The sequence below is a fragment of the Nocardia sp. NPDC003183 genome, assembly GCF_053590715.1.
Window position 1 is genome coordinate 110,298 of sequence record NZ_JBSFTG010000004.1, and the last position, 24,068, is coordinate 134,365.

The 24,068-nt window shown below is 66.9% G+C and carries 28 protein-coding genes; 14 read left to right on the plus strand and 14 right to left on the minus strand.

Annotated features, from left to right (window positions below; all coding sequences use genetic code 11):
- The first annotated feature begins 16 nt into the window (after window positions 1-16).
- The gene (aroQ, locus tag ACWDXS_RS16415; RefSeq protein ID WP_449966449.1) at window positions 17-463 is read left to right on the plus strand and encodes a type II 3-dehydroquinate dehydratase; all 447 of its coding nucleotides are present in this window, start codon (window positions 17-19) and stop codon (window positions 461-463) included.
- Here aroQ and ACWDXS_RS16420 read toward each other — a convergent pair.
- Entirely contained in the window at window positions 460-906 is a 447-nt protein-coding gene (locus tag ACWDXS_RS16420; protein WP_449966452.1) for a nitroreductase/quinone reductase family protein, read from the minus strand. The genes aroQ and ACWDXS_RS16420 overlap by 4 nt on opposite strands.
- Before the next feature lie 180 nt (window positions 907-1,086).
- Here ACWDXS_RS16420 and ACWDXS_RS16425 point away from each other — a divergent pair, with 180 nt between their 5' ends.
- The 3 genes from ACWDXS_RS16425 to ACWDXS_RS16435 are packed head-to-tail and all read left to right on the plus strand — an operon-like array spanning window position 1,087 to window position 3,093.
- Window positions 1,087-2,016, plus strand: coding sequence for an ABC transporter ATP-binding protein (locus tag ACWDXS_RS16425; RefSeq protein WP_379311834.1), 930 nt, complete (start codon window positions 1,087-1,089; stop codon window positions 2,014-2,016).
- Complete coding sequence (locus ACWDXS_RS16430; RefSeq protein ID WP_449966456.1) at window positions 2,013-2,861, plus strand: ABC transporter permease; 849 nt, start codon at window positions 2,013-2,015, stop codon at window positions 2,859-2,861. The genes ACWDXS_RS16425 and ACWDXS_RS16430 overlap by 4 nt, the downstream gene beginning before the upstream one ends.
- Window positions 2,851-3,093: a helix-turn-helix transcriptional regulator gene (locus ACWDXS_RS16435; RefSeq protein ID WP_056823747.1), complete on the plus strand. Its 243-nt coding sequence runs from the start codon at window positions 2,851-2,853 to the stop codon at window positions 3,091-3,093. Before ACWDXS_RS16430 ends, ACWDXS_RS16435 begins: the two co-directional genes overlap by 11 nt.
- Before the next feature lie 46 nt (window positions 3,094-3,139).
- Here the strand turns inward: ACWDXS_RS16435 and ACWDXS_RS16440 are convergent, their stop codons facing one another.
- A complete protein-coding gene (locus ACWDXS_RS16440) occupies window positions 3,140-3,805 on the minus strand; it encodes an NAD(P)-binding domain-containing protein (protein ID WP_449966460.1) in 666 nt (221 codons plus the stop codon).
- Entirely contained in the window at window positions 3,805-4,686 is an 882-nt protein-coding gene (locus tag ACWDXS_RS16445; RefSeq protein ID WP_449966463.1) for an NAD(P)-dependent oxidoreductase, read from the minus strand. Before ACWDXS_RS16445 ends, ACWDXS_RS16440 begins: the two co-directional genes overlap by 1 nt.
- A 176-nt stretch (window positions 4,687-4,862) precedes the next feature.
- Between ACWDXS_RS16445 and ACWDXS_RS16450 the strand changes: the two genes are divergently transcribed.
- Window positions 4,863-5,207 (plus strand): winged helix-turn-helix transcriptional regulator, encoded by a 345-nt coding sequence (locus ACWDXS_RS16450; RefSeq protein ID WP_378989533.1) that lies wholly within the window; start codon window positions 4,863-4,865, stop codon window positions 5,205-5,207.
- 3 nt (window positions 5,208-5,210) lie between these two features.
- Here ACWDXS_RS16450 and ACWDXS_RS16455 read toward each other — a convergent pair whose 3' ends face one another.
- A complete protein-coding gene (locus tag ACWDXS_RS16455) occupies window positions 5,211-6,347 on the minus strand; it encodes a glycerate kinase (protein ID WP_449966466.1) in 1,137 nt (378 codons plus the stop codon).
- Between the two features lie 158 nt (window positions 6,348-6,505).
- On the opposite strand from ACWDXS_RS16455, the gene ACWDXS_RS16460 reads away from it, so the two are divergent.
- Window positions 6,506-6,817 (plus strand): GNAT family N-acetyltransferase, encoded by a 312-nt coding sequence (locus ACWDXS_RS16460; RefSeq protein WP_378634994.1) that lies wholly within the window; start codon window positions 6,506-6,508, stop codon window positions 6,815-6,817.
- On the opposite strand, the gene ACWDXS_RS16465 is transcribed toward ACWDXS_RS16460, so the two are convergent.
- Window positions 6,811-7,569 (minus strand): lysophospholipid acyltransferase family protein, encoded by a 759-nt coding sequence (locus ACWDXS_RS16465; protein WP_378634992.1) that lies wholly within the window; start codon window positions 7,567-7,569, stop codon window positions 6,811-6,813. The genes ACWDXS_RS16460 and ACWDXS_RS16465 overlap by 7 nt on opposite strands.
- Before the next feature lie 105 nt (window positions 7,570-7,674).
- On the opposite strand from ACWDXS_RS16465, the gene ACWDXS_RS16470 reads away from it, so the two are divergent.
- The 3 genes from ACWDXS_RS16470 to ACWDXS_RS16480 all read left to right on the plus strand — a co-directional run bounded on the left by ACWDXS_RS16470 (window position 7,675) and on the right by ACWDXS_RS16480 (window position 9,585).
- On the plus strand, window positions 7,675-8,313 hold the full coding sequence (locus ACWDXS_RS16470; RefSeq protein ID WP_449966470.1) for a YqgE/AlgH family protein: 639 nt from the start codon (window positions 7,675-7,677) through the stop codon (window positions 8,311-8,313).
- 67 nt (window positions 8,314-8,380) lie between these two features.
- A complete protein-coding gene (locus ACWDXS_RS16475; protein ID WP_067455024.1) occupies window positions 8,381-8,890 on the plus strand; it encodes a sigma-70 family RNA polymerase sigma factor in 510 nt (169 codons plus the stop codon).
- On the plus strand, window positions 8,887-9,585 hold the full coding sequence (locus tag ACWDXS_RS16480; protein WP_387446119.1) for an anti-sigma factor family protein: 699 nt from the start codon (window positions 8,887-8,889) through the stop codon (window positions 9,583-9,585). The genes ACWDXS_RS16475 and ACWDXS_RS16480 overlap by 4 nt, the downstream gene beginning before the upstream one ends.
- 52 nt (window positions 9,586-9,637) lie before the next feature.
- Here ACWDXS_RS16480 and ACWDXS_RS16485 read toward each other — a convergent pair whose 3' ends face one another.
- The 3 genes from ACWDXS_RS16485 to ACWDXS_RS16495 form a co-directional block, all read right to left on the minus strand.
- Window positions 9,638-10,420, minus strand: coding sequence for an ABC transporter permease (locus tag ACWDXS_RS16485; RefSeq protein ID WP_378989223.1), 783 nt, complete (start codon window positions 10,418-10,420; stop codon window positions 9,638-9,640).
- Window positions 10,417-11,376, minus strand: a complete 960-nt coding sequence (locus ACWDXS_RS16490) for an ATP-binding cassette domain-containing protein (RefSeq protein ID WP_378989224.1) — start codon at window positions 11,374-11,376, stop codon at window positions 10,417-10,419. The genes ACWDXS_RS16485 and ACWDXS_RS16490 overlap by 4 nt, the downstream gene beginning before the upstream one ends.
- A 119-nt stretch (window positions 11,377-11,495) precedes the next feature.
- Window positions 11,496-12,023 carry an EXLDI protein gene (locus ACWDXS_RS16495; protein WP_378989225.1) on the minus strand — a complete coding sequence of 176 codons (528 nt, stop codon included), beginning with the start codon at window positions 12,021-12,023 and terminating at the stop codon, window positions 11,496-11,498.
- A 140-nt stretch (window positions 12,024-12,163) separates the two neighbouring features.
- On the opposite strand from ACWDXS_RS16495, the gene ACWDXS_RS16500 reads away from it, so the two are divergent.
- Genes ACWDXS_RS16500 through ACWDXS_RS16515 form a run of 4 tightly spaced genes read left to right on the plus strand, consistent with a single transcriptional unit; the run spans window position 12,164 to window position 16,582 of the window.
- Complete coding sequence (locus ACWDXS_RS16500) at window positions 12,164-13,885, plus strand: thiamine pyrophosphate-binding protein (protein ID WP_449966477.1); 1,722 nt, start codon at window positions 12,164-12,166, stop codon at window positions 13,883-13,885.
- Window positions 13,882-14,541: an SRPBCC family protein gene (locus tag ACWDXS_RS16505; RefSeq protein ID WP_449966480.1), complete on the plus strand. Its 660-nt coding sequence runs from the start codon at window positions 13,882-13,884 to the stop codon at window positions 14,539-14,541. Before ACWDXS_RS16500 ends, ACWDXS_RS16505 begins: the two co-directional genes overlap by 4 nt.
- Before the next feature lie 2 nt (window positions 14,542-14,543).
- Complete coding sequence (locus tag ACWDXS_RS16510; protein WP_387446181.1) at window positions 14,544-15,557, plus strand: 3-oxoacyl-ACP synthase III family protein; 1,014 nt, start codon at window positions 14,544-14,546, stop codon at window positions 15,555-15,557.
- Window positions 15,554-16,582: an aminotransferase class I/II-fold pyridoxal phosphate-dependent enzyme gene (locus ACWDXS_RS16515; RefSeq protein WP_449966483.1), complete on the plus strand. Its 1,029-nt coding sequence runs from the start codon at window positions 15,554-15,556 to the stop codon at window positions 16,580-16,582. The genes ACWDXS_RS16510 and ACWDXS_RS16515 overlap by 4 nt, the downstream gene beginning before the upstream one ends.
- Before the next feature lie 89 nt (window positions 16,583-16,671).
- On the opposite strand, the gene ACWDXS_RS16520 is transcribed toward ACWDXS_RS16515, so the two are convergent.
- From ACWDXS_RS16520 to ACWDXS_RS16545, 6 genes are all read right to left on the minus strand, one after another.
- Entirely contained in the window at window positions 16,672-17,007 is a 336-nt protein-coding gene (locus ACWDXS_RS16520) for a hypothetical protein (protein ID WP_378989229.1), read from the minus strand.
- A gap of 112 nt (window positions 17,008-17,119) precedes the next feature.
- Window positions 17,120-17,371 (minus strand): hypothetical protein, encoded by a 252-nt coding sequence (locus ACWDXS_RS16525; RefSeq protein ID WP_378989230.1) that lies wholly within the window; start codon window positions 17,369-17,371, stop codon window positions 17,120-17,122.
- 494 nt (window positions 17,372-17,865) lie between these two features.
- On the minus strand, window positions 17,866-18,171 hold the full coding sequence (locus tag ACWDXS_RS16530) for a hypothetical protein (protein ID WP_449966488.1): 306 nt from the start codon (window positions 18,169-18,171) through the stop codon (window positions 17,866-17,868).
- Window positions 18,172-18,246: 75 nt separating this feature from the next.
- Window positions 18,247-18,540 carry a hypothetical protein gene (locus tag ACWDXS_RS16535; RefSeq protein WP_378989232.1) on the minus strand — a complete coding sequence of 98 codons (294 nt, stop codon included), beginning with the start codon at window positions 18,538-18,540 and terminating at the stop codon, window positions 18,247-18,249.
- 613 nt (window positions 18,541-19,153) lie between these two features.
- Complete coding sequence (locus tag ACWDXS_RS16540) at window positions 19,154-19,561, minus strand: SdpI family protein (protein WP_378989233.1); 408 nt, start codon at window positions 19,559-19,561, stop codon at window positions 19,154-19,156.
- Between the two features lie 152 nt (window positions 19,562-19,713).
- Window positions 19,714-21,129: an RNA-guided endonuclease InsQ/TnpB family protein gene (locus ACWDXS_RS16545; protein WP_449966493.1), complete on the minus strand. Its 1,416-nt coding sequence runs from the start codon at window positions 21,127-21,129 to the stop codon at window positions 19,714-19,716.
- A gap of 95 nt (window positions 21,130-21,224) precedes the next feature.
- Between ACWDXS_RS16545 and leuS the strand changes: the two genes are divergently transcribed.
- The gene (leuS, locus tag ACWDXS_RS16550; protein WP_449966496.1) at window positions 21,225-24,065 is read left to right on the plus strand and encodes a leucine--tRNA ligase; all 2,841 of its coding nucleotides are present in this window, start codon (window positions 21,225-21,227) and stop codon (window positions 24,063-24,065) included.
- The last annotated feature ends 3 nt before the right edge of the window (window positions 24,066-24,068 follow it).

Sequence of the window (24,068 nt, forward strand, 5' to 3'; positions counted from 1 at the left end):
GGATACAGTGGCCTGCATGGAAACCGAGCAGGCCACTGGTCCCATCCTGGTAATCAACGGACCGAACCTGAACATGCTCGGTACCCGTCAGCCCGAGATCTACGGCGCCGACACCCTCGACGATGTCGTCGCACTGTGCGAGCAGACCGCCGCCCGATTCGAACGCAAGGTCATCGCGTTCCAGTCCAATCACGAAGGCGCGCTGATCGACCGGATCCACCAGGCCCGCGGCGAGGTGTCGGCCATCGTCATCAACCCCGGCGGCCTCACCCATACGTCGGTGGCACTGCGCGACGCCCTGGTGATCCCGGAGGTGCCGATCGTCGAGGTGCACATCAGTAATGTGCACGCGCGCGAGGAGTTCCGGCACCATTCGTTCGTCTCCCCGATCGCGACCGCGGTCATCGCCGGCCTCGGCATCCAGGGCTATGCCGCCGCGATCGAATACCTGAGCAAGCCCTAGCTGAGCCGGAAGACGGGGAAACCCGGTGCGATAGCGATCAATTCGGCATCGGTCGCGTCTTTGGTGAGGCCCTCGAAGAACTTGCCGACCTCCCAGCCCCACTTCTCCAGGTACAGCCGGAGCAGCGGCACCTTGTCGGTGTCGGCGACCTCGGTGGCGGTGAACCGTTCGGTCTTGCGGCCGAGGCGCAGTTCGCCATCGCCCGCCACGCGCAGATTGCGCACCCATTGGACGTGCCCACGCGGCGCGACCAGGTAGCGCTCACCGTCGGCGGCCGTCATCACGTTGACCATGGTGGTGCGCCATTCCCCGCTCTTGCGGCCGCGCACCGCCAGCAGCCGCGACCCCATGATGCTGATCCCCAGCCTGGGCAGCAGGTTGGCGATCTTGTTGACGATCGGGTCGATGCCGGTCGGGGGGAGGTGGCGGGTCGCGTTGTCCATGTTGATCACTCCTGAACTGTGAGCACTGCTCTCTGTTGAGTACAAGCATGCGCGCTCCACGAGCCGAAGTCAAGAGCAGTGCTCACAGTTTTCGGAATGTCCCATTTCGGCGAAGCATTGCCACGATGAAATGTAGTACGTATGCTACAAATCATCGAAGGTCGATGACTGGGAGGACTCATGGCTTCGAACAACAACGCTGTTCTCGATGTCGCGCAACTACGGATGCGGTACGACGAGACCGACGTCCTGCACGATGTGACATTTCAAGCCGAGCGCGGGGAAGTGCTCGTGATGCTCGGGCCCAACGGCGCGGGCAAAACCACCACGATCGAGATCCTCGAGGGGTTCCGCAGGAGATCGGCCGGCCAGGTCGAGGTGCTGGGGGCCGATCCCGAACACGGTGACGAACTCTGGCGCGCCCGCATCGGCGTGGTGCTCCAATCCTGGCGTGACCACGCGAAATGGCGAGTGGCCGAACTGCTCGGCCATCTGGGTGGGTACTACAGCCCCTATTCCACGGCCCGGGTGACAAGACCGTGGGACACCGATGAACTCATCGAGTTGGTCGGGCTCACCGATCAGCGCGATGCGAAGATCGCCACCCTGTCCGGCGGGCAGCGACGCAGACTCGATGTGGCGATCGGCATCGTCGGCCGACCGGAACTGCTCTTCATGGACGAGCCGACCGCGGGCTTCGATCCCGCTGCCCGGCGCGACTTCCACGATCTGGTCCATCGATTGGCCGATCTGGACGAGACCACCGTCCTGCTCACCACCCACGACCTGGACGAAGCCGCGAAACTGGCGGACCGGATCCTGATCCTGGCCGGTGGCCGGATCATCGCCGACGGCTCTCCGGAGGAGCTCAGCGCCGCCACCGCGGGCGAGGCCGAGGTGCGCTGGACCCGCGACGGCCAACGTTTCGTCCACACGACGACCGAGTCGACGAAGTACGTCCACGAACTGTTCAAACAGCACGGCGACCTGATCGAGGACCTCGAGGTGCAGCGCGCGTCGCTGGAGGACACCTATATGGCGCTGGTCCGCCGTTTCGAATCCGGCACGGCCGCCGAACCCGTTCGCTCACTGCAGGAGGTCACGCGATGAATCCCACGCTGGTAGCGGCCAGGGGCGGCCTGGCCGCGATGTGGATCGAACTGCGGCAGCTCTACACCAACGGGACGAGTCTGGTGGCCCAGTTCCTCACTCCCACACTGTTTTTGATAGCGATCTTCTTCCTGCGCGACCGGACCTACCAGGACACCGAGCTGTCACTCGGTGAACTCGCGGTGCCCGGCCTGCTCGGCAGCATCATCGCGTTCAACGGGCTGTACGGCATCGCCGAGGTCCTCGCCCTCGACCGGGAGGACGGAACCTTGCTGCGCGCCAAGACGATTCCCAACGGCATCCTCGGCTACTTCATCGGCAAGATCGGCACGACCGCGGCCGCGGTACTCGTCCAGCTGGTGGTGGTGCTGACCATCGGTGCCGTGATCGTCGGTGGATTCTCGATGCCCGGCGGCGGCCTGGTCACGCTGGCGTGGGTGATCCTGCTCGGTCTGCTGGCCACCCTGCCGATCGGCGCCATCCTGGGCGGACTGATCGTCGGCGCCCGCGACATCTTCCTGCTGACACTGCCGCTGATGGGACTGATCGCCATTTCCGGCATCTGGTACCCGATCACCGCGCTCCCCGGCTGGGTGCAGGGCCTGGCCCAGCTGTTCCCGATGTATTGGCTCGGCCTGGGCATGCGCTCCGGGCTGCTCCCCGCCGAGGCGGCGGCCATCGAGATCGACGGGTCGTGGCGGCACCTCGAGACCGCCGCGGTACTCGGCGTATGGTCGATCGTCGGGTTGTTGCTCGCGCCGATCGTGCTGCGGCGGGCGGCCCGCCATGAGTCGGGATCCAGCGTGGCCGTGCGCCGCGAGAAAGCGATGCAGCGTGCCTTCTGAGGTCATCTACAACCGCATCGCGATGTTGCGCGCCGAGCGCGGCATCTCGCGGCGGGACCTGGCCGAAGCGCTCGGTGTGCACTACCAGACCGTCGGCTACCTCGAACGCGGCGAATACAGCCCCAGCCTGCACCTGGCCCTGCGGCTCGCGGCCTACTTCGAGGTAGCGGTGGAAGTGGTGTTCTCCACCGAGCCGTTCCCCAGATTGGGATCGGGCGCCGAGACCGCGTGACCACCGAAAACCGTTCGGCACCACCGTGCCGAACGGTTTCAGCGTGTCATCCGCGAAATACCTGGAACGTCGATTCGGGCGTACCGGCAGCTCGCTCCCAATATGACGAAACCGATTCGGCCAGAACGGTGTCCACGCCGACCTCGGCACCGGTCGCCACCACATGTCGCGCGCCGGCCGCCATCATTCGCAGGTACGCCGGATCGGGCGGACCCCCGTCCTCGGCGATTCCCGCCCACGCGGCGTACAGCGCGCCGACACTGCCCAGTGACCGCTGGGCGTAGGGCATGAACCGGGCTATCTCGGAACCGGACCGGTCGATGATCGCCAGCGCCTGCTCGTGCGGCTGAGCCATCACCCCACCGACGAGAAATTCGCCGCCGCGAGCCCGGACGAACGCCGCCCCCTGCCGAGTCCGCTGCGGCGAATCCGAGGACAGGTTGACCACAACCTTGCCGGTCAGATCGGCGCCGCCGAGAATCTCGTCCATCGCGTCGTAGTGGGTCAGGCTGAGCACGATGAGCTCCGCCGCCGCCACCGCGTCGGCGACCGTCTCGGCGCGATGGGCACCCAGACCGTCGGCCTTGCCGGGGGTGCGGTTCCAGACCGTCACCGTGAAACCCGCGGCGAGGTAGGTGCGCACGATCTGCTGCCCCATCGGGCCGAGGCCGATGACGGTGACCGCCTCGGCCGCTCGGCCGGAAGTCGACATCAGGACGCCTGGCCGCGGAACAACGCGTACGGCGAGATCTGCCTGCCTGTCGCCTCGGACGCGGTGACGGCCTTGCGCCAGAACGACTGGGCGAGGTGGGACAGGCTCGCGTCGACGCCTGCCTCTTCGCTGGCGTCGATGATGTGCTGGGCGCCCGCGTCCATCATCTTCAGGTGCGAGAGCTCCGCGAACCCGCCTGCCTTGTTCGCCTCGGCGAACTGTTCGATGAAGAACGGGTAGGCGCCGGCGGAGCGGACGGCGAACGGTACGAACTGGTCGATGCTGTGGCCGGAGTTCGCGATCATCGCCGACGCCTGGTCGAACGCCAGCAACCACGGATGGAAGGTGATCAGCAGGGCCTGGTAGAAGATCTGGGCCAAGCCGTCGTCCGCGCCCAGGTATTCCTGCGGGCTGAGCGGGCGCAGCAGCTCGGCGTGCGCGTCGAAGACCGTCTTCGGGCCGCTGTAGAAGATGTAGGACGAGGGATGGACGATGTTGTCGCCCGCCGACATCACGCCGCCGGAGAGGAATTCGGCGCCCCGCTCGCGAACCCACCGCGCGCCCGCCCGCGCCTTGTCCGGTGAGTCGGAGGACAGGTTGGCGATCACCTTGCCGGGCAGGTGGTCGATCGCCTGGCCGAGCACGTCGTACATGGCGTCGTAATGGGTGAGGCTGAGCACGGAGACCTCGTTGGCATCGAGCGCCTCGGCGACGGTGCCTGCGCGCTCGGCACCCAGCGCCACCATGGCATCGACCTTGGCGGTGCTGCGATTCCACACCGTCACCTCGACGCCCGCTTCGAGGAAGGCCCTGGTCATCGCCTGGCCCATCGGGCCGAGGCCGAGAACGGAAACGGAACGGGGAGCGGTCTGCTCGGACATGGTGTGGCCCTTCGATTCTCGATACTGGTTGGTTCGGCGCCGCTTTCCATGGTGGTCGGCGCGAGTATCGTCGGGAAGACCGAACGTTCGGGTGTGGTTGCTTACCCAGAGGTTCGAAATACGGTCAGAAGGGTGTGGCGACATTGAGCAGTGACGCAGATCACGATGTGTGCGGTATGAGCCTGGCCATCGACGTCGTCGGCGGTAAATGGAAGCTGCACCTGATGTGGGTGCTCGGCGCCGGGCCGCAGCGATTCGGTCAGATCCGGCGGATGCTCGAGGGTGTGAGCGAGAAGGTGCTCGCCGAGAACCTGCGGCACCTGGAGAGCACCGGCGTGGTGCACCGCGAGATCTTCCCCGAGATCCCGCCGCGGGTGGAGTACTCGCTCACCCCGCTCGGCGAGGCCCTTCGCCTCGCGCTGGAACCGCTCGAGACCTGGGGCGACGAGAATCGCGAGGCGCTGGCCACCACTACCCGGCCGACTGCCCCGCAGCCTTCGTCCTCCCGAATCGCGCTGTAACCGTCAGCGCATCCGGCACAAGTGCTCCATGGCGATCCGTTCGCCGATGCGTTCGAGTAGGTCGGCCGCCGCGATGATCGAGCGCGCGGGATCGGGCTCGAGGTCGCTGAGCGGATAACACGCGGCGAATCCCGCGGCTCGAATCTCCCCTGGCGACAACAGGGTTCGCCCTACCGCCGCGATCACCGGCACGCCCGCCTTCTTCGCCGCCGCCGCGACCCCGACCGGCGCCTTCCCGTGCATGCTCTGGTGATCCAGTGAGCCCTCACCGGTGACTACCAGCCTGGCCCCGTCGATGAGGGCCGGGAATTCCAGCAGCTCGAGCAGTACATCGATCCCGCTGCGCACCTGCGCGCCCAGCACCGCGAGCGCCCCGAACCCGGTGCCGCCCGCCGCGCCCGCCCCACCGATCTCCGCATAGCCCCTGCCCAGCACGGCCGCCCAGTTGGTAAGCCCCGCTTCGAGTTTCAGCATCTGCCGAGCACTGGCGCCCTTCTGTGGCGCGTACACCGCTACCGCACCAGCCGGCCCGAGCAACGGATTGTCCACATCGCAGGCCAGCGTGAACAGCGTCGTCGCGACCGCCGGATGCAACCCACCTCGATCCACCGAGGCGACCTGCTCGAGCAACGCGGCCACGTCCCCGCGGCCCGCCAGTTCCCGCCCCTCCTGATCGAGCAACCGCAACCCGAGCGCCCGCAACAACCCCGACCCACCGTCGGTCGAAGCGCTGCCGCCGAGCCCGAGCACGATCTCCCGCGCCCCGCCGTCGAGCGCGTGCACGATGGCAACCCCCAGCCCGAACGTATCGGCCCGCAGCGGATCCAGCCGCCCACCGGGCAACTTCACCAGCCCCACGGCAGCCGCCAACTCCACCACCGCGGTATCCCCCCGCACCGCGTACACCGCCGTCGATTGCTCCCCCGTGGGCCCGGGCGCGGCTACCTCCACCCGCTTCCACCCCGACGCCACGAAGGCGTCGACCATCCCGTCACCACCGTCAGCCACCGGCACACACCGCACCTGCGCCTTCGGCGCACGCCGAGCGATTCCCCTGGCCAGAGACCTGGCCACCTCCGGCGCGGTCAACGACCCCTTGAACTTGTCGGGAGCGAGCACGACAAGCGGTTCGCCGGCCATCTGTTCCGCCTCTCCGTGTATTCATAGTGTCGTTTCCGAGCTCGACCGTTCGCTCTCGGCCTTTCGTCAGGCGCGCAACGGCTCGGAGGTGGTCGGGGAGTGACCCATGTTCTCATTTGCTCAGTGGGTTGTCCTCCCGAACACGGTAGCGTCGACCTATGGCGACCGAGGTCCGCAACAACACCGCGCTCGAGCGGTTCGAACTCACCGCCGACGGTCAACCCGCCGGCTACATCGAATACCAGGACACCGGGGACGAACGCGCCCTCGTGCACACCGAGATCTACCCCCGATTCGAAGGCCGAGGCCTGGCGAACACCCTGGTCAAAGCCGCGCTGGACACCAGCAGAGACCAAGGTTTCAGCGTCCTGCCGATGTGCCCGGTCGTCCTGCATTTCATCACCACCCGCCCCGACTACATCGCCTACGTCCCGCAACGAGCCAGAGAGTTGTTCGGTCTACCTCAGTAGCGCGCGACGGCCCCGTCGACAGCCAGTTGCAGCTCGTCTTTGACCAGCCTGGCGATGTCGGCGGGTCGCTGCGGCAACTCGAGAATCGGCGCCCGGAAGTAGGCGCTGCCCGACACCACCTCGGCCGCGGTCGGTTCGACACCGGCCGCATAGGACCCGTAGTTCATCCCCATGGCGACCAGCGCGGGCGCGGCGTCCAGTTTGGCCGCGCGGAACGCGATATGCCCGATTCCGCTGCCGACCGCCTGCACCTTGGTGTGATCTACCTCATTGCACGTCCCCTCGGGGAAGATCGCGAGGTGATCACCGGCGGCCAACCGCTGCGCGCACACATCCATCATCCGCTGACCTGCGGCATTGACCGCGCGAATGCCGTGGTCCTTGCCGCGGAACACCGGGATCCCGCCCATCATGTCCACCTTGCGCCGCTGCTCGGGATCGAGGAAGAGCTCGTCCTTCGCCAGCACCCGCACCCGCCCGATCTTCGAGCGCAGCGGTGAGCGCCACGCCGTCGCCGCGACCGTGTACGGGTCGCTGGTCGAGAGGTGGTTGATCGCGTAGATCACCGGCCGACCGCTGCGGATCAGCGCCTTCAACTGCTGTTTCGCGCCTTCGGCGAACGTCACGCGCGGCCGGAACCGCCGGGCCAGCACCGCGTACGAGGCAAGCGCCTTCCACCTGTTCTGCTGATGCCGCAGGTAGTAGTCGTACACAGCGTCGTTGTCGTCGAGCAGGACTTCGGGCGAGTGCATAGCGCGACCCTACCGGTCGATCGCGGGGTCCACGCACGAAGAAATTCCGGTTCCGATCCGCTGCGCGGGAAGCGCGCACCGCCGCTCCAATGCGATGATGGCTCGGTGGCAGGCGGAGACGACCCGGACGAGCGCCGGACTCGCGACGGGCACGGCGACGATCGGCGGCGCGGTCAGCCGGCGGTGAACGTCCGCGCGGGCAATCTGCTGGTGTCCGCGACAGACCTGGTGGAACCTACTTTCCGGCGCACCGTCGTGTATGTGATCGAGCACAACGACGCGGGCAGCCTCGGCGTGGTGCTGAACCGGCCGAGTGAGACCCCGGTCGTGGATGTGCTGCCCGCCTGGGCGGACCTGGCCGCCACCCCGACCGATCTCTACATCGGCGGCCCGGTCAAACGCGATGCGGCGCTGTGCCTGGGGGTGCTGCGCGCCGGCGTCGACATCTCCGACATCCGCGGCCTGCGCCGGGTCGACGGCCGGGTGGTGCTGGTCGATCTGGACGCCGATCCCGCCGAGATCGGACCGCTCCTGGACAGGATCCGGATCTTCGCCGGCTACGCGGGCTGGTCGATGGGCCAGCTCGACGGCGAACTCGACAACGACGATTGGATCGTGGTCTCGGCGCTGCCGTCGGATCCGATCGCCACCGACCGCCACGACCTGTGGTCCGCGGTCTTGCGCCGTCAGCCGTTGCCGCTGGCCCTGCTGGCGACACACCCGATTGAACTCGAACGCAACTGATCCCGTTACTCCTTCACACGAGCAGGAGTGACATATGAATTTCGACGAGCAGTGACCAGGGCCGCCGATGAACGATGGTCGCGACGAACTGATGCGCGCGCTCTATGCCGAGCACGCACCCGCGCTGTGGCGTTTCACCCTCGGCTTGGTACGCGATCCCGGCCGAGCCGAGGACATCGTGCAGGAGACTCTGCTGCGCGCCTGGCAACGCCCGGCCGTGCTGGAGCAGACCGAGACCTCACCGCGCGCCTGGTTGTTCACCGTGGCTCGTAATCTCGCGGTCGACGAGCATCGCAGTGCCAGGCACCGCCGCGAGTTCGGCACCGACAACCCACCCGAGCAGGTGAGCCCCGACCAATCGGATCGGGCGCTCGACGGCTGGCTGGTCGCCGACGCGCTCAGCACGCTCAGCCCGGATCATCGCGAGGTGATCGTGCGGGCCTACTATCGCGGCCTCGGCATGGCCCAGATCGCCGACGAGCTGGGCATCCCGCCGGGGACCGTGAAATCGCGCTTGCACTACGGCATGCGCGCCATGCGACTCGCGCTACAGGAGATGGGGGTGACGAACCGATGACCGACCTCGCCGACGAGTACAGCACCTGGGACGCGGCCTATGTCCTCGGTTCGCTCGGCGCCGCCGAGCGGCGCGAATACGAGGCGCATCTGCTCGGTTGCGCGCCCTGCCAGCAGGCCGTCGCCGAGCTGTCCGGGCTGCCGGGCATGCTCGCCCTGGTCGACCGCGATACCGCACTGTCGATGATCGCCTCGCCCGAGCCGGCTCCGTCACAGGTCCCCGATCTGCTCCCGTCGCTGGCCGCGGCGGCCGAACGGCGCAGGCGGCGGCGGCGCTGGACGAGTATCGGCAGCGCGGTGGCGGCTGCCGCGGCAGCGGTGGCGATCGCGATTCCGGTGACCGTCACCGTGGCGCGCTCGGAGACGCCGACCGAGCAGATCGTCGCGGAGCAGCAGATGCAGGCCGTGGAGCAGACGCCGGTGAGCGCGCAGGTGAAGCTGGTGCGCGACGGTGACCGCACACGCCTGGTGATGACCTGCAGCTACGCGCCGAGCGCCTACGGCTCCGGCTACACCCGCACCTACGGGCTGGTGGTGACCGCGGGTGAGCAGCGCTTCGAACTCGACCGGTGGCCCGCGGGCCCCGGCACCGAGCTGACGGTGGATCGCACCATCGACGCCCCGCCGGATTCGATCAGCACAGTGGAGATCACGTCCGTCGATTCCGGCCGGACGGTCTTGGTCGCCCAGGTCTGAACGCGACACGGTCCGGTCTCCGCGGGGGAGACCGGACCGTGTGCGCGACAGGCTACTTCGCTTGCTTGCGGAAGATCGACTTCGACCACAGGAAGCCGCCGCCGGCGATGACCGCGCACCAGACCAGCGAGACCCAGCCGTTGGCGCCGATCTCGGTACCCATCAGCAGTCCGCGCAGCGTCTCGGTGATCGGGGTGAAGGGCTGGTATTCGGCGAACTGACGCATGCCGACCGGCATCGTGTCGGTGGCGACCAGACCACTGCCGAGGAAGGGCAGCAGCACGATGGGAAACGGTGCGTTGCTGGCACTTTCGGGGGTGGGCGAGAGCAGGCCGAGCGCGATGGCGAGCCAGGTGAAGGCGAAGGTCACCAGGGCGAGCAGCCCGAACGCGCCGACCCACTCCACGACGTTCGCGTTCGGCCGGAAGCCGACCAGCATCGCGACGGCGGTCATCGCGACAACACCCGCCATCGCCTGGATGAGCGCTCCGAGCACATGCCCGGTGAGCACCGACGACTGCGAGATCGCCATCACCCGAAAGCGATTCACGATGCCCTTGCTCGCGTCGGTGGCGATCGAGACCGCTACCGACACCGTCAGGTAGGCGGGCAACAGCAGCATCATGCCGGGCGCCAGATAGTCGATATAGCTACCGCCCGAGGACTTCTCGAGCGCCCCGCCGAAGACGTATTTGAACACCAGCATCAGCACGATCGGCATGATGATGATGCTGAACGTCATGCTGGGATAGCGCTTGACGTGAATCATGTTGCGCCGCAGCATCGTCATGGTGTCGGCGACGGCGTAGGACTTGGACTTGATCTGAGTGGTCATCGCAGAGACTCCTGCTCGATGGTGGCGCGGCCGGTGAGGGTGAGGAAGACGTCGTCGAGGTTGGGGGTGTGCACGGAAATGCCGCCCGCTTCGATGTTTTCGGCGTCGAGGAGGTCGAGGACGGCACGCAGGGAACGCACGCCGCCGTCGCTGGGCACGGCGAGGGTCAGCCCGTCGGTGCCCTCGACCACCTTCGCCGTCGAGCCGAACGCGCGCTGAGCGGCGTCCACATCGGGCTGATCGGTGAAGTCGATGCGGATATGGCCGCCGGGGATCAGGCGCTTCAGTTCTGCCGCAGTGCCTTCCGCGACGATCCGGCCGTTGTCGAGCACCGCGATGCGATCGGCCAGTTGGTCGGCCTCCTCGAGGTACTGGGTGGTGAGGAAGACGGTAACGCCGAGATCGTCGACCAGGCCGCGGATGATCTCCCAGATGGAGCGGCGGCTGCGCGGATCGAGGCCGGTGGTCGGTTCGTCGAGGAAGATCACCCGCGGATTGCCGACCAGCGTCATCGCCAGATCGAGCCTGCGGGTCATACCGCCGGAGTAGGTGCTCGCGGGCTTGTCGGCTGCCTCGACCAGGTCGAAACGTCGCAGCAATTCGTCGGCGAGCGTGCGGGTCTCGCGGCGCGGCAGATGGTTCAGATCCCCCATCATGTGCAGGTTCTCCCGGCCGGTCAGTAGCTCGTCGACCGCGGCGAACTGCCCCGTGACGCCGATCAGCTCGCGCACCCCGCCTCGGTCGGTCGCCACATCATGGCCGCCCACGGTGCACTCGCCGCCGTCGGCGGCGATCAGTGTGGTGAGGATCTGCACGGTGGTGGTCTTGCCCGCGCCGTTGGGGCCGAGCAACGAGAACACGGTGCCCTCGGCGACGGTGATGTCGATGCCGTCGAGAACTGTTTTGTCGCCGTAGGCCTTTTGGAGACCGCGTGCGGTGATGGCCGAGTTGACCATGATCGTCCCTTTCCACAGGATTACATTCATTGCTGCGAATAAGTGCATGAGTTATCGACACAGCCCCCAGGGGCTGCGGTTGATGTGTGCGGTGTGCGGTTGTTCGTCCGAGGACGGAGCTAGATGTCGAGTTCCTCGATCTGCGGGTGCGCGGTGATGTCCTCGACCTTGCGATAGAGCTTGTCGGGCACGCGATCCTTCAGGGCTTTCAGGTCGTCGAGGATCTCGTACTCGTAGTCGCCCCAGTCCCACGGCCGGTCACCGATGCCGAACATACGGCGCCAGTACTTCCAGTCCTTCATGTCGCCCGCGGCGTCCCCGGTCGGGTATTCCGACCACAGCGCCGAGTGCGTGTGGAGCACGAGCTTGCCCTTGCGGCTGCGGTAGACCTGCTGGTGCAGCACCCGCTTGTCGCCGACATCGCGCCATTCACCCAGCAGCACGCCCTGGAAGCGCACCTGCCGGACACCGTCGCGACCCACCTGCAGGACAACCTCTTCGAAGCCGGCCTCACGACCTTCCTCCAGTTCGATGAGCCTGCGCAGCGCGCTGACCACGGTGCTGGAGAGGTTTCCGCCGACGAGCTCCTGCGCCCGCTGGAACACGGGGAGATCGTCGTCGGCTACGTAGATCGTCTTGTTGGGCATGAACCCACTATACGTATATGTGTACGTACACACAAGGGGTGGTTTTCACCCACCCTCTGAACTCCCCCTCGGCGCGCCTCGTAACCCCATCAGACGCGGTGCACCACAGCGTCACATTTCGTCGCGGAGAAGGAGGTCCGATGCCGGACAGAGTGGTGGACTACCTGGTACGAACGGTAGCCGACCGGGGAATCACCCAGATCTTCGGCGTCGACGGCGCCAATATCGAGGACCTCTACGACGCGATCTTCGAGGCGGACGGCGCACCGGCCGGCATCGTCGCCAAGCACGAGTTCTCCGCGGCGACCATGGCCGACGGATATGCGCGCAGCACCGGCGGGCTGGGTGTCGTGGCCGCCACGTCCGGCGGTGGTGCGGTGAATCTCGTTGCCGGACTTGCCGAATCGTTCACATCCCGGGTGCCGGTGCTGGCGTTGATCGGACAGCCGCCGACCAGCCTGGAAGGTCTCGGCGCGTTTCAGGATTCGAGCGGCTTGTCCGAATCCATCGACGCGGCTGCGTTGTTCGCGACGATCAGCAAGTACTGCGCTCGGGTGACCGATCCGCTCGAGCTGCCCGCACAGCTCGCCGCGGCGATCACAGCCGCGGAGAGTGGTGGACCGGCGGTGCTGCTGATACCGAAAGATGTTCAGCAGCAACTGATGCCGGATGTCATCGTCGCGCGACAGTTCGACGCCGTTGTGACCCCATCCGACGGAGTACGGCCAGATCGCGCCTCGCCGATTTCGCCGGCAGCGACGTCGCCGCACACGATCGCGACCGAACTCACCAACGCCCAGCGCACCGGGAAAGTGGTGATCATCGCCGGTGATCAGGTCGCCCGCGACGATGCCCGTGCGGAACTCGCCGAACTGGTCGCCACACTCGATGCCGCCATCGGTGTGGCCCCCGATGCCAAGGACGTGTACTCCAACACCGGTCCCGGCTACTGCGGTGTGGCGGGCAGCATGGGCCATGCCGAGCTGGTCGAAGCCCTGTCGGCGGCCAGCGCCTGCCTGCTCGTCGGCACCCGCCTCCCGGTCACTGCCCGCGCGGGGCTCGACGCGGCCCTCGCCGACCTGCCGGTCCTCAGCATCGGCGCACATGCGCCGTACCTCGCGGCCACCCACGCCACCAGCGCGGACCTCGCGCAAACCATCGCGACGCTGCTGGCCGACATCGGAGCGGGGGCCACAACGAGCCGGGGTTCCGCCGAGCTCACGCCGATGCCCGTCCCCGCAGCGGCGGGACCCGGCCTGCGCTATCGCACCGTCGTCGAGGCGATCCAGCGCGCGCTGCCCGACGGCGCCGACATTTTCGCCGACGCGGGTAACACCGGCGCTTCAGTGGTGCATTACCTACGGGTACCCGAGCGCGGACGTTTCACGGTCGCACTCGGGATGGGCGGAATGGGCTACGCGTTCGGTGCGGGTATCGGATCCGCGTTCGCCCGCCGCGACGCGCCCGACGGCCCGCACCGCACCGTCGTCATCGCCGGTGACGGCTCGTTCTTCATGCACGGCATGGAAATCCACACCGCGATCGAACACGACCTGCCCATCACCTTCGTGGTGTTCAACAACAACGCGCACGCCATGTGCGTCACCCGTGAACAGCTCTACTACCGGGACCGCTACAGCTTCAACCGTTTTCAGCCGTCACATCTGGGAGCGGGCATCGCCGCCATGTTCCCCGGGCTGCCCGCCCGCACCGTCTCCGACGCCCCCCGATTGTCCGGCGCACTGGATCTCAGCTTCGCCGCCACCGGGCCGTCGTTCCTCGAAATCCTCTGCGACCCCGACGAAGTCCCGCCTTTCCTCCCCTTTCTGTCAGCCCTCGAATCATCCAGGAGCACACCGTGACCACCAGCGCCCTGCCTGCCCTGTCCGACATCCCCGAGGAGGTGGTGCCCGGCGTCCTCCGCATCGAGAACTCCGACCGCGAGACCACAACGCCGATCATCATGGACATGCTGAGATCGGTGTATCCGCACGACCAGATCTTCGGCGACTACTGCCCCGTGCAGACCTACATCGCGGCTCCCCCGCGTGAGGTCTACGAATACCTCGCCGACACCCGCTCGCTCGAGGAATGGACCTACAGCCTGCGCGGATTCACCGAAACCGAGGAGCCCGGCCTGTGGCTGTCCTACGACCGTCTCGGTGACGCGACCAAGTGTTTCACCCGCACCGTCGCCCATTCCGACGCGATGACCGTCGACTATCACTGCGCGTGGGACCAGTCCGAGCACCTCTGGATGATCTACCTGATGCGGGTGGTCGACGCCCAGGTGGTGTTCAACAAACCCGGCTCGGTGGTGACGTGGATCAACTGCAAGCACCCCTTCTACGACGAGAACGGCTACCCCGAAACCGCGCCGCCGAAGCGGCCCGTCTGGGTGGGCGACTTCTGGGAGATGTTCTCCGCCGGACACCAGCTCGAGCTGGACAACCTCAAAGCCATTTGTGAATACCGCGCGGCCAACGGGCTGCCGATCAAGCCGGAGTGGATGCAGTGAACATGCCGCAGGTGAGTCTGATCGACGTCGCGAGCTATCTGCCCGGCGACCCCGTCCCGACCGACTACTTCACCCAGTTCTCCCGCTCGGAGCGGATGGCGAAGAACGTGATGTTCCGTTCGCCGACCGGCCGTCATCACATCGGCCGCGACGAAACCGCCGTCGACATGGCCGAGCAGGCTTTCGCCCAGCTGCGCGAACGCCACGGCGCCGACCTCGCGTCCGAGATCGACATCATCATCACCCACACCCAACTGCCCGACAATCCGGTGCTCGGCGCGGGCCCCGAACTGGCTCGCCGGCTCGGCGCTCGTCCGTCGCAGGTACTCGATGTGCACAACAGCGGGTGCGCCGCGTTCGTCCAGATGATGGCGATGGCCCGGATGATGATGGCCACCAGCGAGGCGAAGACCGCGCTGATCGTCGCCGCGCAGAATTGTGCGGGCCCGGTGTTCACCCAGCCCGATATCCGGAAATTGGCGCAGGCGCCGGTGCCGGGCGACGGGTGCGGAATCGGCCTGCTGCGCAAGGATGATTCGGGCCCGATCCTCGATATCGAAACCCGCACCTATCCTGAATTCGCCGGTGACATGGACTTTTCCACGAATGGTCCGCGCAAGTACTGGGAGCCGGGCGAGGGCCAGGGCTGCGTGAGCTTCTCCGAATCCAAGATCACCAAGGTGTTCGCGCGTGGCAATCGGCTGGTGCCGGAGGTGGCGCTGGAGGTCTGCAAACGGATCGGGGTGAAGAGCAGCGATATCGACACCTTCGTCACCAATCAGCCGAACCGGCTGTTCCTGCGCAACTGGCACGACGCGCTGGAGCTGCCCGCCGAACGCCATCCCGATACCTTCGACCAGTGCGGAAACCTGTTCGCCGCGGGCATTCCCGTCACTCTCGATGCGGAGAACCGAGCAGGCCGGTTGCGCAACGGGTCGGTGGTTCTGCTGTCGGCGTTCGCGCACGCGGGTGATTTCGCCGGTGCGGCGGCTATTCGCTGGGGCGCGGCGCGATGACTGTGCGGCTGGTGGAACCGACGATCCCCTCCCGTCGGTTCCATGCCACGGCGACACCCACGCTGTTCGACCTCGGTCTCAGCGAGAACCCCTTTCCCCCACTGCCCTCCGTGCTGGCAGCGGTGAATGCCGCGCTCACCCAGGCCAACCGGTATCCGGAGTTCCTGCCGGAGGAACTGCCGCGGGTGATCGCCGACCACCTCGGGGTCTCGCCCGACGATGTGGTGGTCGGCGCGGGGGCCACCGGTGTCGCCATGCAGGTGATGCGGGCGCTCGGCACCGGTGAACTTCTCACCGGCACACCCACTTTCGACGGCTACCCGATCATGGCCGAGATGGCCGGGATGACCCTTGTCCCGATCCCCCTCGACTCCGGCGGCAATCAGGATCTGACCGCCATGCGCCGCTCGGTGAACCGGCGCACCTGCCTGGTCGTGCTGTGCCGCCCGCACAATCCCACCGGCACCGTCCTCGACGCGACGGCGGTGCGCTCCTTCCTCGCCGCGATACCGCACCGCGTACCGGTGCTCCTCGACGAGGCCTACGTCGAATTCCTCGATCCGGCGGACCGTCTCGATATCCACACCCTGCTGCACCGTCACCCGAATCTGTTGATCCTGCGGACCTTCTCGAAGGCGTACGGACTGGCCGGGCTGCGGATCGGCTACTGCGTGGGCCGCGGAAAACTGATCGAACGAATCCGCCACCAGCAGTTGCCCTTCGGCACTCCCACCGCGTCCATCGCCGCGGTGCGCGCCGCCTACGCGGCGGGCACGGAACTCCGCGACCGGGTCGACCGCATCAACCGCGAACGCGACAGCCTGCGAATCACTCTGCGCGCCTGCGGAATCGACGTACCGCCCAGTCACGCGAACTTCCTCTACCTACCCGGACCCGGCGTGGCCACCGCCCTGCGCCGCGCCGGTATCAAAGCGAAGGCCTACCCGGACGGCAGCGCTCGCATCACGGTCGGCGATCCCGCCGCCGGGCACGCCGTCCACGCCGCCCTCGTCGACCTGCGGTAACCCTTCGACAACGGAACCCGACCCGGCCACCGGCCGGGTCACCACGACCGGGACCCGGCCCCCTCCACCAGGTCCCGGTCATCCGCGGTTCAGCACCCGCCGCCGCCACCACAGCCGCCCCCGCCGCCGCACCCACTCCCGCCACCACAACTACCCCCGCTGCCACCATCACCGGTCCCGGCGAACCCGGCACCGGCACTCCCCGCGGCAAGCCATCCCGACCTGCGCGCAGCGCCACCGGTGCCCCGCTTCGGCCGCAGCACGATCCGGGTGACGCCCATGACGAAGAACACCAGCGAGCCGAACAGGATCGCCGCCGTGAACATCCATCCGTATGCCGCGGAGATCAGCCCGACAATCAGCAGCACCAGCGCCCCGGCCATGTACTCCCTGCTCCCCCGCAAGTCAGAACGCGTAGCTGCCATCGGAAACCTCCTGCGAATGTCGATCGCGTGGTGCGACCGGGTATGTCTGGACCGACCGTAATCGCTGGTCCTTGCAATTCGCTTTCAGGCAGCCCGACGCGGCAACCAGTCCTCAGTCGCCGCCGCCGTAGGTCGCGCTCAGCGAGTCCGCGTCGTCGATCCCTCGTCGACCGGCCTTGCCGCCGGTATCGATCCGCAGACGCTGGTATTTCGACCGCAAGCGGCGCGAATTCCGGAAACTCAGCACACCGCCGATCGTCAGCAGTGTCACCGCGAAGCCCAGCAGGCCGAGGCCGGCCAGCGGCGAATGGCCGGCGGCGATCAGCCCGACCAGAGCTACCAGAATTCCCGCAGCGTAGAGCATGAAGATTGTCCGTTCAGATATCAGCAGCTACTTCCGCCGCCGCAACTACTGCTACTTCCCCCACCGCAGCTACTTCCCCCACCGCAACTGCTGCTACTGCCGCCGCCGCAACTGCTGCCGCTGCTGGATCCGGAGTCGCTGCTCGCCGACCAGGCGCTGCCGCTGGACCAGCTGCTGTCAGTGGAGCTCCAGCCACTCGAGCCCGAGCGCCGTGCCCGCGAGTGGGTGCGCGCCCGCTGTAGATTCGCGGCCCGCTGCGCGCGCCTGGTCCTGTCGGCCGGGGTATCGGTCGCCCGAATGATCATCCCGATGATCACCACCGGACCTCCGATGACCAGAACGGCAAATACCGCGACTACGACGATCGCGAGCAACGTGGCGATCACATCGATGAAGTTCATGGGGACCCCCTACCTGGATCGGTATGTCGAGGCCGACCGTAACCGCGCGTTCTTGCAATCCCCTTGCGGTCGACCAGCGGTGAGAACGCTCGGTCAGCAGCCCCCGCCGCCGCCCCCACCACAACCGCCGCCGCCTCCGCCGCCGCAACTGCTTCCGCTACTACCGCTGTCGCCGGAGCCGTACGTGCCCGCAGCAGCGGCTCCGCCCGCGGCCCAACCCCGATCGCGGCGGCCGCCGGAGTGCGTCTGTCGATGTCCGGACGCGCGGTTGAGCTGGACACAACCGGTCGCGATGAAGCCCACCGAGACCAAGATGACCAGCACACCGAGCACCGGTTCGAATGCGCCGATGAACAATCCGACGAAGAACAGTGCCAGTCCGAGCCCGAATACCTTCATGATTCCCCCCAGATCAGTTGTTACTACGTTGTACCCGAATGCTTTCCGTGCAAAACGATGTCGCAGCTGCGACCGTCAATCACCACTGGTCGACGAATAGTCACCGCTCGACGAATCACTGCGGCCACCTCCACTCGACCACGCCGACCGTCTCCGGCTCGTCGCACGCCGCACCTGCCCCGACGTCGCACGCCGACGCGCCCGACGAACCGCGGCCGCGTCGCGTTCGGTTCTGGCTTCCGGTGTGGCACCGAGCATGACGAGCCCGAACAGCACCAGCACGATCGTGGTCGCCAGCAGCACTGCTCCGATACCACCGCCGAGCAACAGCCCGACTACAGCGACGATGAACGCCACGACAAAGACCATGGTTCCTCCCCCGAGATGAGCGCCGCCGCAGACCGGCGACACCGAATTACCTAGGCCACGATTCCCACCACGCCGAGCCCTCCGACAAGAAGGCGAGAACAGTGGCGGCGACATTGCTGAGACGCACGAGCCCTACCTTCGGTATGTCGAGGCCGACCGTAACCGCGCGTCCTTGCAATCCCCTTGTGGTTCAACCACTGTCGAGGGTGCGGTCAGCGATCATTCGCCGCCGCCACCCCCACACCCGCCGCCTCCGCAGCCACCGCTACAACCGCCGCCACCGTGCCCGCCGCTGCCGCTGTTTCCCCCACCGCCGCCGTGCGACTGCCCGCCGCCGTCACCGAACCAGCTGACCCCGCCCGCGGTCGACCCCGCGGCCCACCACCGCTTCGACTTCCGAGAACCTCCGGGATCGCGAAAGGCGAGAACGCCACCGACCACCACAGCGACCGCCCCGACGACAATCAGCACGATCCCCGCGGTCGCCGAATAGCCGGTAGTGATCGCCCCGATCAGCGCAAGAACAAGCCCAGCCCCAACAACCTTCACAATTCCCCCCGATCAAGGTCCTGCCTCCTGTTGTACCGGAACGCAGGACCCTGCCGCTAGAGGGTTAGTTGGCGGGGGCGCAGGTGTCGCGGAGGGAGCAGCCGCCGCAGGAGGAGCCGCAGCCGCCGACGGGGGCGGGCGGGAGGAGGGGTTCTACTGTGCGGGCGGCGGCGTTGGCGCCTGCGCCGAGGGTGAAGATGGCGATGACCGCGACGAGTGCGGCTACGCCGACGCTCGCGAGACCACCGGCGACCAGCACGACCAGTCCGCCGGCGAACAGCAGAGCACCCGCGCCGACGGAGGTGGGGGCGGCGATGCGGTTGGCGATGCGGAAATTGTCGTCACTGTGCAGCGCGGCTTCGGTGGTGACACCGAGGAAGCGGTTGCGGGGCAGTTTGCCGAGCAGTCCGAGCACGCCGGTCACAATCGCGACCGCGGCCAGCGCGAACAACAGGAGAGCGACGACGACCATTCATGCAGGCTAGCGCACCCGTACGAATGGCTGATCAAGAGCTCCCCGGCAGGGTGACGGCCCACACAATCCTTACGACGTTCTACGCTGTTCCAGCGTGTCCGAGAATCACGGTGGTGATTCCTGGCACCGTCCTTCTCGGACGTCCTCGCTTACGCGGCTGATGCCGGGTCAGTGTCGGTTTCCGCTTCTTCCGGGCTGGTTTCACCGACACCAGAGTGTCGGCCAGAGCCTTCCCGTCCACGGACATTGATAACCGGGGCTCGCGCTTCGGGCTCCCGAGCCTGGTGTTGTCTTTCGCCCCAGGCGGCGAGATTGACCGCGGCGTTGAGATCGCGATCAAGACTGTGCTTGCAATCGGTGCAGGTAAAAACCCGCTGGGCCAGCGACAATGCCGCTACACGAGATCCACAGCCCGAGCAGGTCTTACTGGAGGCAAACCACCGGTCGGCGATCAATACCTGCCCGCCGTACCACTGTTGCTTGTATTGGACTTGGCGGGCGAACTCACCCCATCCAGCGTCACTGATCGCACGTGCGAGGTGGCGGTTGCGACGCATCCCGTCGATGTTCAGGTTCTCCAACACAATTCGGTCGTGGGTTTTGACCAGATCATGTGACACCTGATGCAGCGCGTGGACGCGCGTATTGCGGACACGGCGATGATGCTGTGCAAGGCACGCGACAGCTTTTCGACGGCGGTGTGATCCTTTCACCCGGCGATTCACATCCCGAGCCAGCTGCCGCTGCTTTCGTGTCCCGGCTGCAAGGCGAGCGGGCCGGCCGACAACCCGCGCCACCTCGCTGCCGTCGGCCGTAGCCGCGACGATCAATGCCGACAAACCCCGGTCGACCCCGACCCAACCACCAGCATCGTTGTGGCCACGAGCCGGATGCCTGAATGCGACGTGCCGGTCGCAGGCTTCGACAGTCAGTGAGACCGACCACCGGCCGACCTTCTCGACGACGGTCGCGGACACGATCTTCGCCCGGTTCTTCGCAAGCATTCGCCGCAACGGCCTGGTGTCCTCGGATACCCCCACTACCCCGATCCCGGGCAACCGCACCGACCGCGGTGTGGTGTCCGCACCGACTCGGATCGGAGGCCGATTGGCGCTGGTGTACTTGTTGCGCAGACGAAACGATCGCTTCCCGAACTTCTTCTTGAACCGAGGAAAACCGACCTTGTTGCCGGTACCGGACTGGGCCGTCGCCCATGCGGCCAGGCCATGGCCGAGGTCTACTGCGGCTTCCTCGAACACTTGCTGGCAAACCGCCGTTCGCCAGGTCAATCCTATTTCTACAACCTCGGCTGTACCGGCCGTATCCACTGCGATCATCCGTCCGGCCCGCTCAGACCGCTTGAACGTATTGAACGCGTTGATCTGGTCGAATCCTGACCACGGGACTTTCACAGCCGGATCTCGACTGCGCTTGTCCATGCCTGTTTTCACCCCGGCCAGGCAATGGTTGTACGCAAACCGCGCAGCGCCGGCATGCCGCGACAGGACCGATCGCTGCTCGACCGTCGGTTCGAGGCGATATCGGAACGTCGTGTGGCGTGCCATTCGCCGGAGTCTGCCAGGACGTACCGACAATAACTGCTCCGATACTCTGTTAGACGATGTTTACCGGGGATCGGCGAGAACAAGAAGGCAGGACCGTGCAGGACACTCGTGCAACCGAGACTGACGTACCTCAGCACCGGTACAACGCCGAGCTGGCTGGGCGGATCGAACGCCGCTGGCAGCAGAACTGGACCGAGCGCGGCACCTTCAACGCGCCCAACCCGGTCGGGCCGCTCGCCGGGGAGACGCCGGCCGACAAGCTGTTCATCCAGGACATGTTCCCGTTCCCTTCGGGCGCGGGCCTGCACGTCGGCCACCCGCTGGGCTATATCGCCACCGACGTCTTCGGCCGCTACCACCGCATGCGTGGGCGCAACGTGCTGCACGCGCTCGGCTACGACGCCTTCGGTCTGCCCGCCGAGCAGTACGCGGTACAGACCGGCGCGCACCCGCGGGTGACCACCGAGGCCAACATCGCGACCATGCAGCGTCAGCTGGACCGGCTGGGCCTCGGCCACGACCCGCGGCGTTCGTTCGCCACCACCGACCCCGAGTACTACCGGTGGACGCAGTGGATCTTCCTGCGCATCTACAACGCCTGGTACGACCAGGAAGCCGGTCGGGCCCGGCCGATCGCGGAGCTGGAAGAGCAGTTCGCCACCGGCGCGCGGCCGGTCCCCGAAGGGGACTGGAACACCATGTCGGCGGCTGAGCGAGGCGCGCTGATCGACTCGTACCGCCTGGTGTACCAATCGGATTCGATCGTCAACTGGTGCCCGGGACTCGGCACCGTGCTGTCGAACGAAGAGGTCACCGCCGACGGGCGCAGCGAGCGCGGGAACTTCCCCGTGTTCCGTAAGCGCATGTGGCAGTGGATGATGCGCATCACCGCCTACTCCGACCGCCTGGTCGACGACCTGGACACCCTGGACTGGCCGGACAATGTGAAGTCCATGCAGCGCAACTGGATCGGGCGCTCGCGTGGCGCCCAGGTGCGGTTCGACGCCGACGGCGAGACCATCGAGGTGTTCACCACCCGCCCCGACACCCTGTTCGGCGCGACGTACGTGGTGCTGGCCCCCGAGCACGAGCTGGTCGACAAACTGACGGCCGCCGCCTGGCCCGCCGATACGGATGCCCGCTGGACCAACGACAGCGCCACCCCCGCGGAAGCCGTTGCCGCATACCGCAAGTCGATCGCGGCGAAGTCGGATCTGGAACGTCAGGAGAACAAGGAGAAGACCGGCGTCTTCCTCGGCTCCTACGCCACCAACCCGGCCGACGGCTCGCAGGTGCCGATCTTCATCGCCGACTACGTGCTGAGCGGCTACGGCACCGGCGCCATCATGGCGGTGCCCGGCCACGACAGCCGTGACTGGGATTTCGCGACAGCGCTGAATCTGCCGATCATCGAGGTGATCGACGGTGGGAACGTCGCCGAAGCGGTCCACTCCGGCGAGGGCAAGCTGGTGAATTCCGGCTTCCTGAACGGGCTTTCGGTCGACGAGGCCAAGGCGACGATGATCGGCCACCTCGAAGCCGAGGGTCACGGCACCGGCACCGTCCAGTACAAGCTGCGCGACTGGCTGTTCGCGCGTCAGCGGTACTGGGGCGAGCCGTTCCCGATCGTCTACGACGCCGACGGCGTGGCTCACGCGCTGCCGGAATCCATGCTGCCCGTGGAACTTCCGGAGATGGAAGATTTCGCGCCGGTCACCTTCGACGCCGACGACGCCGACTCCGAGCCGTCCCCGCCGCTGGCCAAGGCCACCGATTGGGTGAACGTGGAGCTGGATCTGGGCGACGGGCCCAAGCAGTACCGACGCGACACCAATGTGATGCCCAACTGGGCCGGATCGTCGTGGTACCAGCTGCGCTACGCCGACCCGACCAACGCCGAGACGTTCTGCGCCGAGGAGAACGAGAAGTACTGGCTGGGCCCGCGCACGGCCGAGCACGGCCCGAACGATCCGGGCGGTGTCGACCTGTACGTCGGCGGGGTGGAGCACGCGGTGCTGCACCTGCTGTACGCGCGGTTCTGGCAGAAAGTGCTCTTCGACCTGGGCGATGTGTCGGGCAGCGAGCCCTACCGCCGCCTGTACAACCAGGGTTACGTGCAGGGTTACGCGTACACCGACGAGCGCGGTGCGTATGTGCCCGCCGCCGAGGTCGTCGAACGTGACGCGAAGTTCTTCTGGACCGGGGCCGATGGCGTCGAGATCGAGGTCTCCCAGGAGTACGGCAAGATCGGCAAGTCGCTGAAGAACGCCATCTCGCCCGACGAGATGTGCGACCTCTACGGCGCCGATACCTTCCGCTTCTACGAGATGTCGATGGGTCCGCTCGACACCTCGCGCCCGTGGGCGACCAAGGACGTCGTCGGCGCGCACCGCTTCCTGCAGCGCGTCTGGCGCCTGGTGGTCGACGAGGAAACCGGCACGGTGAAGGCCACCGACGCCGCACCCTCGGATGAAACCCTGCGCCTGGTGCACCGCACCATCGCCGGCGTCGACGAGGACCTGGCCGCGCTGCGCGACAACACCGCGGGCGCCAAGCTGATCGAGCTGACCAACCATCTCACCAAGAACTACCCCACCGGCGCCCCCCGCGCCGCCGTGGAACCCCTGGTGCTGATGCTCGCTCCGCTGGCTCCCCACATCGCCGAGGAACTGTGGGAACGCCTGGGCCACACCACCTCCCTGGCCCACGGCCCCTTCCCCGCCGCCGACCCCGCACTGCTGGTGGCGGACTCGGTGGAATACCCGATCCAGGTGAAGGGCAAGGTCCGCAGCCGAATCCAGGTCCCCGCCGACGCCGACCCCGCGTCGATCGAGGCCGCCGCCCTGGCCGACGAGAAGGTCATCGCCCTGCTCGACGGTCAGGCGCCCCGCAAGATCATCGTGGTGCCGGGAAAGATGGTCAACATCGTGCCGTAGCCG

Bases quoted from the DNA above. Each gene is read 5' to 3' on its own strand.
- aroQ (WP_449966449.1), top strand. From the start codon at position 17: ATGGAAACCGAGCAGGCCACTGGTCCCATCCTGGTAATCAACGGACCG.
- ACWDXS_RS16420 (WP_449966452.1), bottom strand. From the start codon at position 906: ATGGACAACGCGACCCGCCACCTCCCCCCGACCGGCATCGACCCGATC.
- ACWDXS_RS16425 (WP_379311834.1), top strand. From the start codon at position 1,087: ATGGCTTCGAACAACAACGCTGTTCTCGATGTCGCGCAACTACGGATG.
- ACWDXS_RS16430 (WP_449966456.1), top strand. From the start codon at position 2,013: ATGAATCCCACGCTGGTAGCGGCCAGGGGCGGCCTGGCCGCGATGTGG.
- ACWDXS_RS16440 (WP_449966460.1), bottom strand. From the start codon at position 3,805: ATGTCGACTTCCGGCCGAGCGGCCGAGGCGGTCACCGTCATCGGCCTC.
- ACWDXS_RS16445 (WP_449966463.1), bottom strand. From the start codon at position 4,686: ATGTCCGAGCAGACCGCTCCCCGTTCCGTTTCCGTTCTCGGCCTCGGC.
- ACWDXS_RS16450 (WP_378989533.1), top strand. From the start codon at position 4,863: ATGAGCCTGGCCATCGACGTCGTCGGCGGTAAATGGAAGCTGCACCTG.
- ACWDXS_RS16455 (WP_449966466.1), bottom strand. From the start codon at position 6,347: ATGGCCGGCGAACCGCTTGTCGTGCTCGCTCCCGACAAGTTCAAGGGG.
- ACWDXS_RS16460 (WP_378634994.1), top strand. From the start codon at position 6,506: ATGGCGACCGAGGTCCGCAACAACACCGCGCTCGAGCGGTTCGAACTC.
- ACWDXS_RS16465 (WP_378634992.1), bottom strand. From the start codon at position 7,569: ATGCACTCGCCCGAAGTCCTGCTCGACGACAACGACGCTGTGTACGAC.
- ACWDXS_RS16475 (WP_067455024.1), top strand. From the start codon at position 8,381: ATGAACGATGGTCGCGACGAACTGATGCGCGCGCTCTATGCCGAGCAC.
- ACWDXS_RS16480 (WP_387446119.1), top strand. From the start codon at position 8,887: ATGACCGACCTCGCCGACGAGTACAGCACCTGGGACGCGGCCTATGTC.
- ACWDXS_RS16485 (WP_378989223.1), bottom strand. From the start codon at position 10,420: ATGACCACTCAGATCAAGTCCAAGTCCTACGCCGTCGCCGACACCATG.
- ACWDXS_RS16490 (WP_378989224.1), bottom strand. From the start codon at position 11,376: ATGGTCAACTCGGCCATCACCGCACGCGGTCTCCAAAAGGCCTACGGC.
- ACWDXS_RS16495 (WP_378989225.1), bottom strand. From the start codon at position 12,023: ATGCCCAACAAGACGATCTACGTAGCCGACGACGATCTCCCCGTGTTC.
- ACWDXS_RS16500 (WP_449966477.1), top strand. From the start codon at position 12,164: ATGCCGGACAGAGTGGTGGACTACCTGGTACGAACGGTAGCCGACCGG.
- ACWDXS_RS16510 (WP_387446181.1), top strand. From the start codon at position 14,544: ATGCCGCAGGTGAGTCTGATCGACGTCGCGAGCTATCTGCCCGGCGAC.
- ACWDXS_RS16515 (WP_449966483.1), top strand. From the start codon at position 15,554: ATGACTGTGCGGCTGGTGGAACCGACGATCCCCTCCCGTCGGTTCCAT.
- ACWDXS_RS16520 (WP_378989229.1), bottom strand. From the start codon at position 17,007: ATGGCAGCTACGCGTTCTGACTTGCGGGGGAGCAGGGAGTACATGGCC.
- ACWDXS_RS16525 (WP_378989230.1), bottom strand. From the start codon at position 17,371: ATGCTCTACGCTGCGGGAATTCTGGTAGCTCTGGTCGGGCTGATCGCC.
- ACWDXS_RS16530 (WP_449966488.1), bottom strand. From the start codon at position 18,171: ATGAAGGTATTCGGGCTCGGACTGGCACTGTTCTTCGTCGGATTGTTC.
- ACWDXS_RS16535 (WP_378989232.1), bottom strand. From the start codon at position 18,540: ATGGTCTTTGTCGTGGCGTTCATCGTCGCTGTAGTCGGGCTGTTGCTC.
- ACWDXS_RS16540 (WP_378989233.1), bottom strand. From the start codon at position 19,561: ATGGTCGTCGTCGCTCTCCTGTTGTTCGCGCTGGCCGCGGTCGCGATT.
- ACWDXS_RS16545 (WP_449966493.1), bottom strand. From the start codon at position 21,129: ATGGCACGCCACACGACGTTCCGATATCGCCTCGAACCGACGGTCGAG.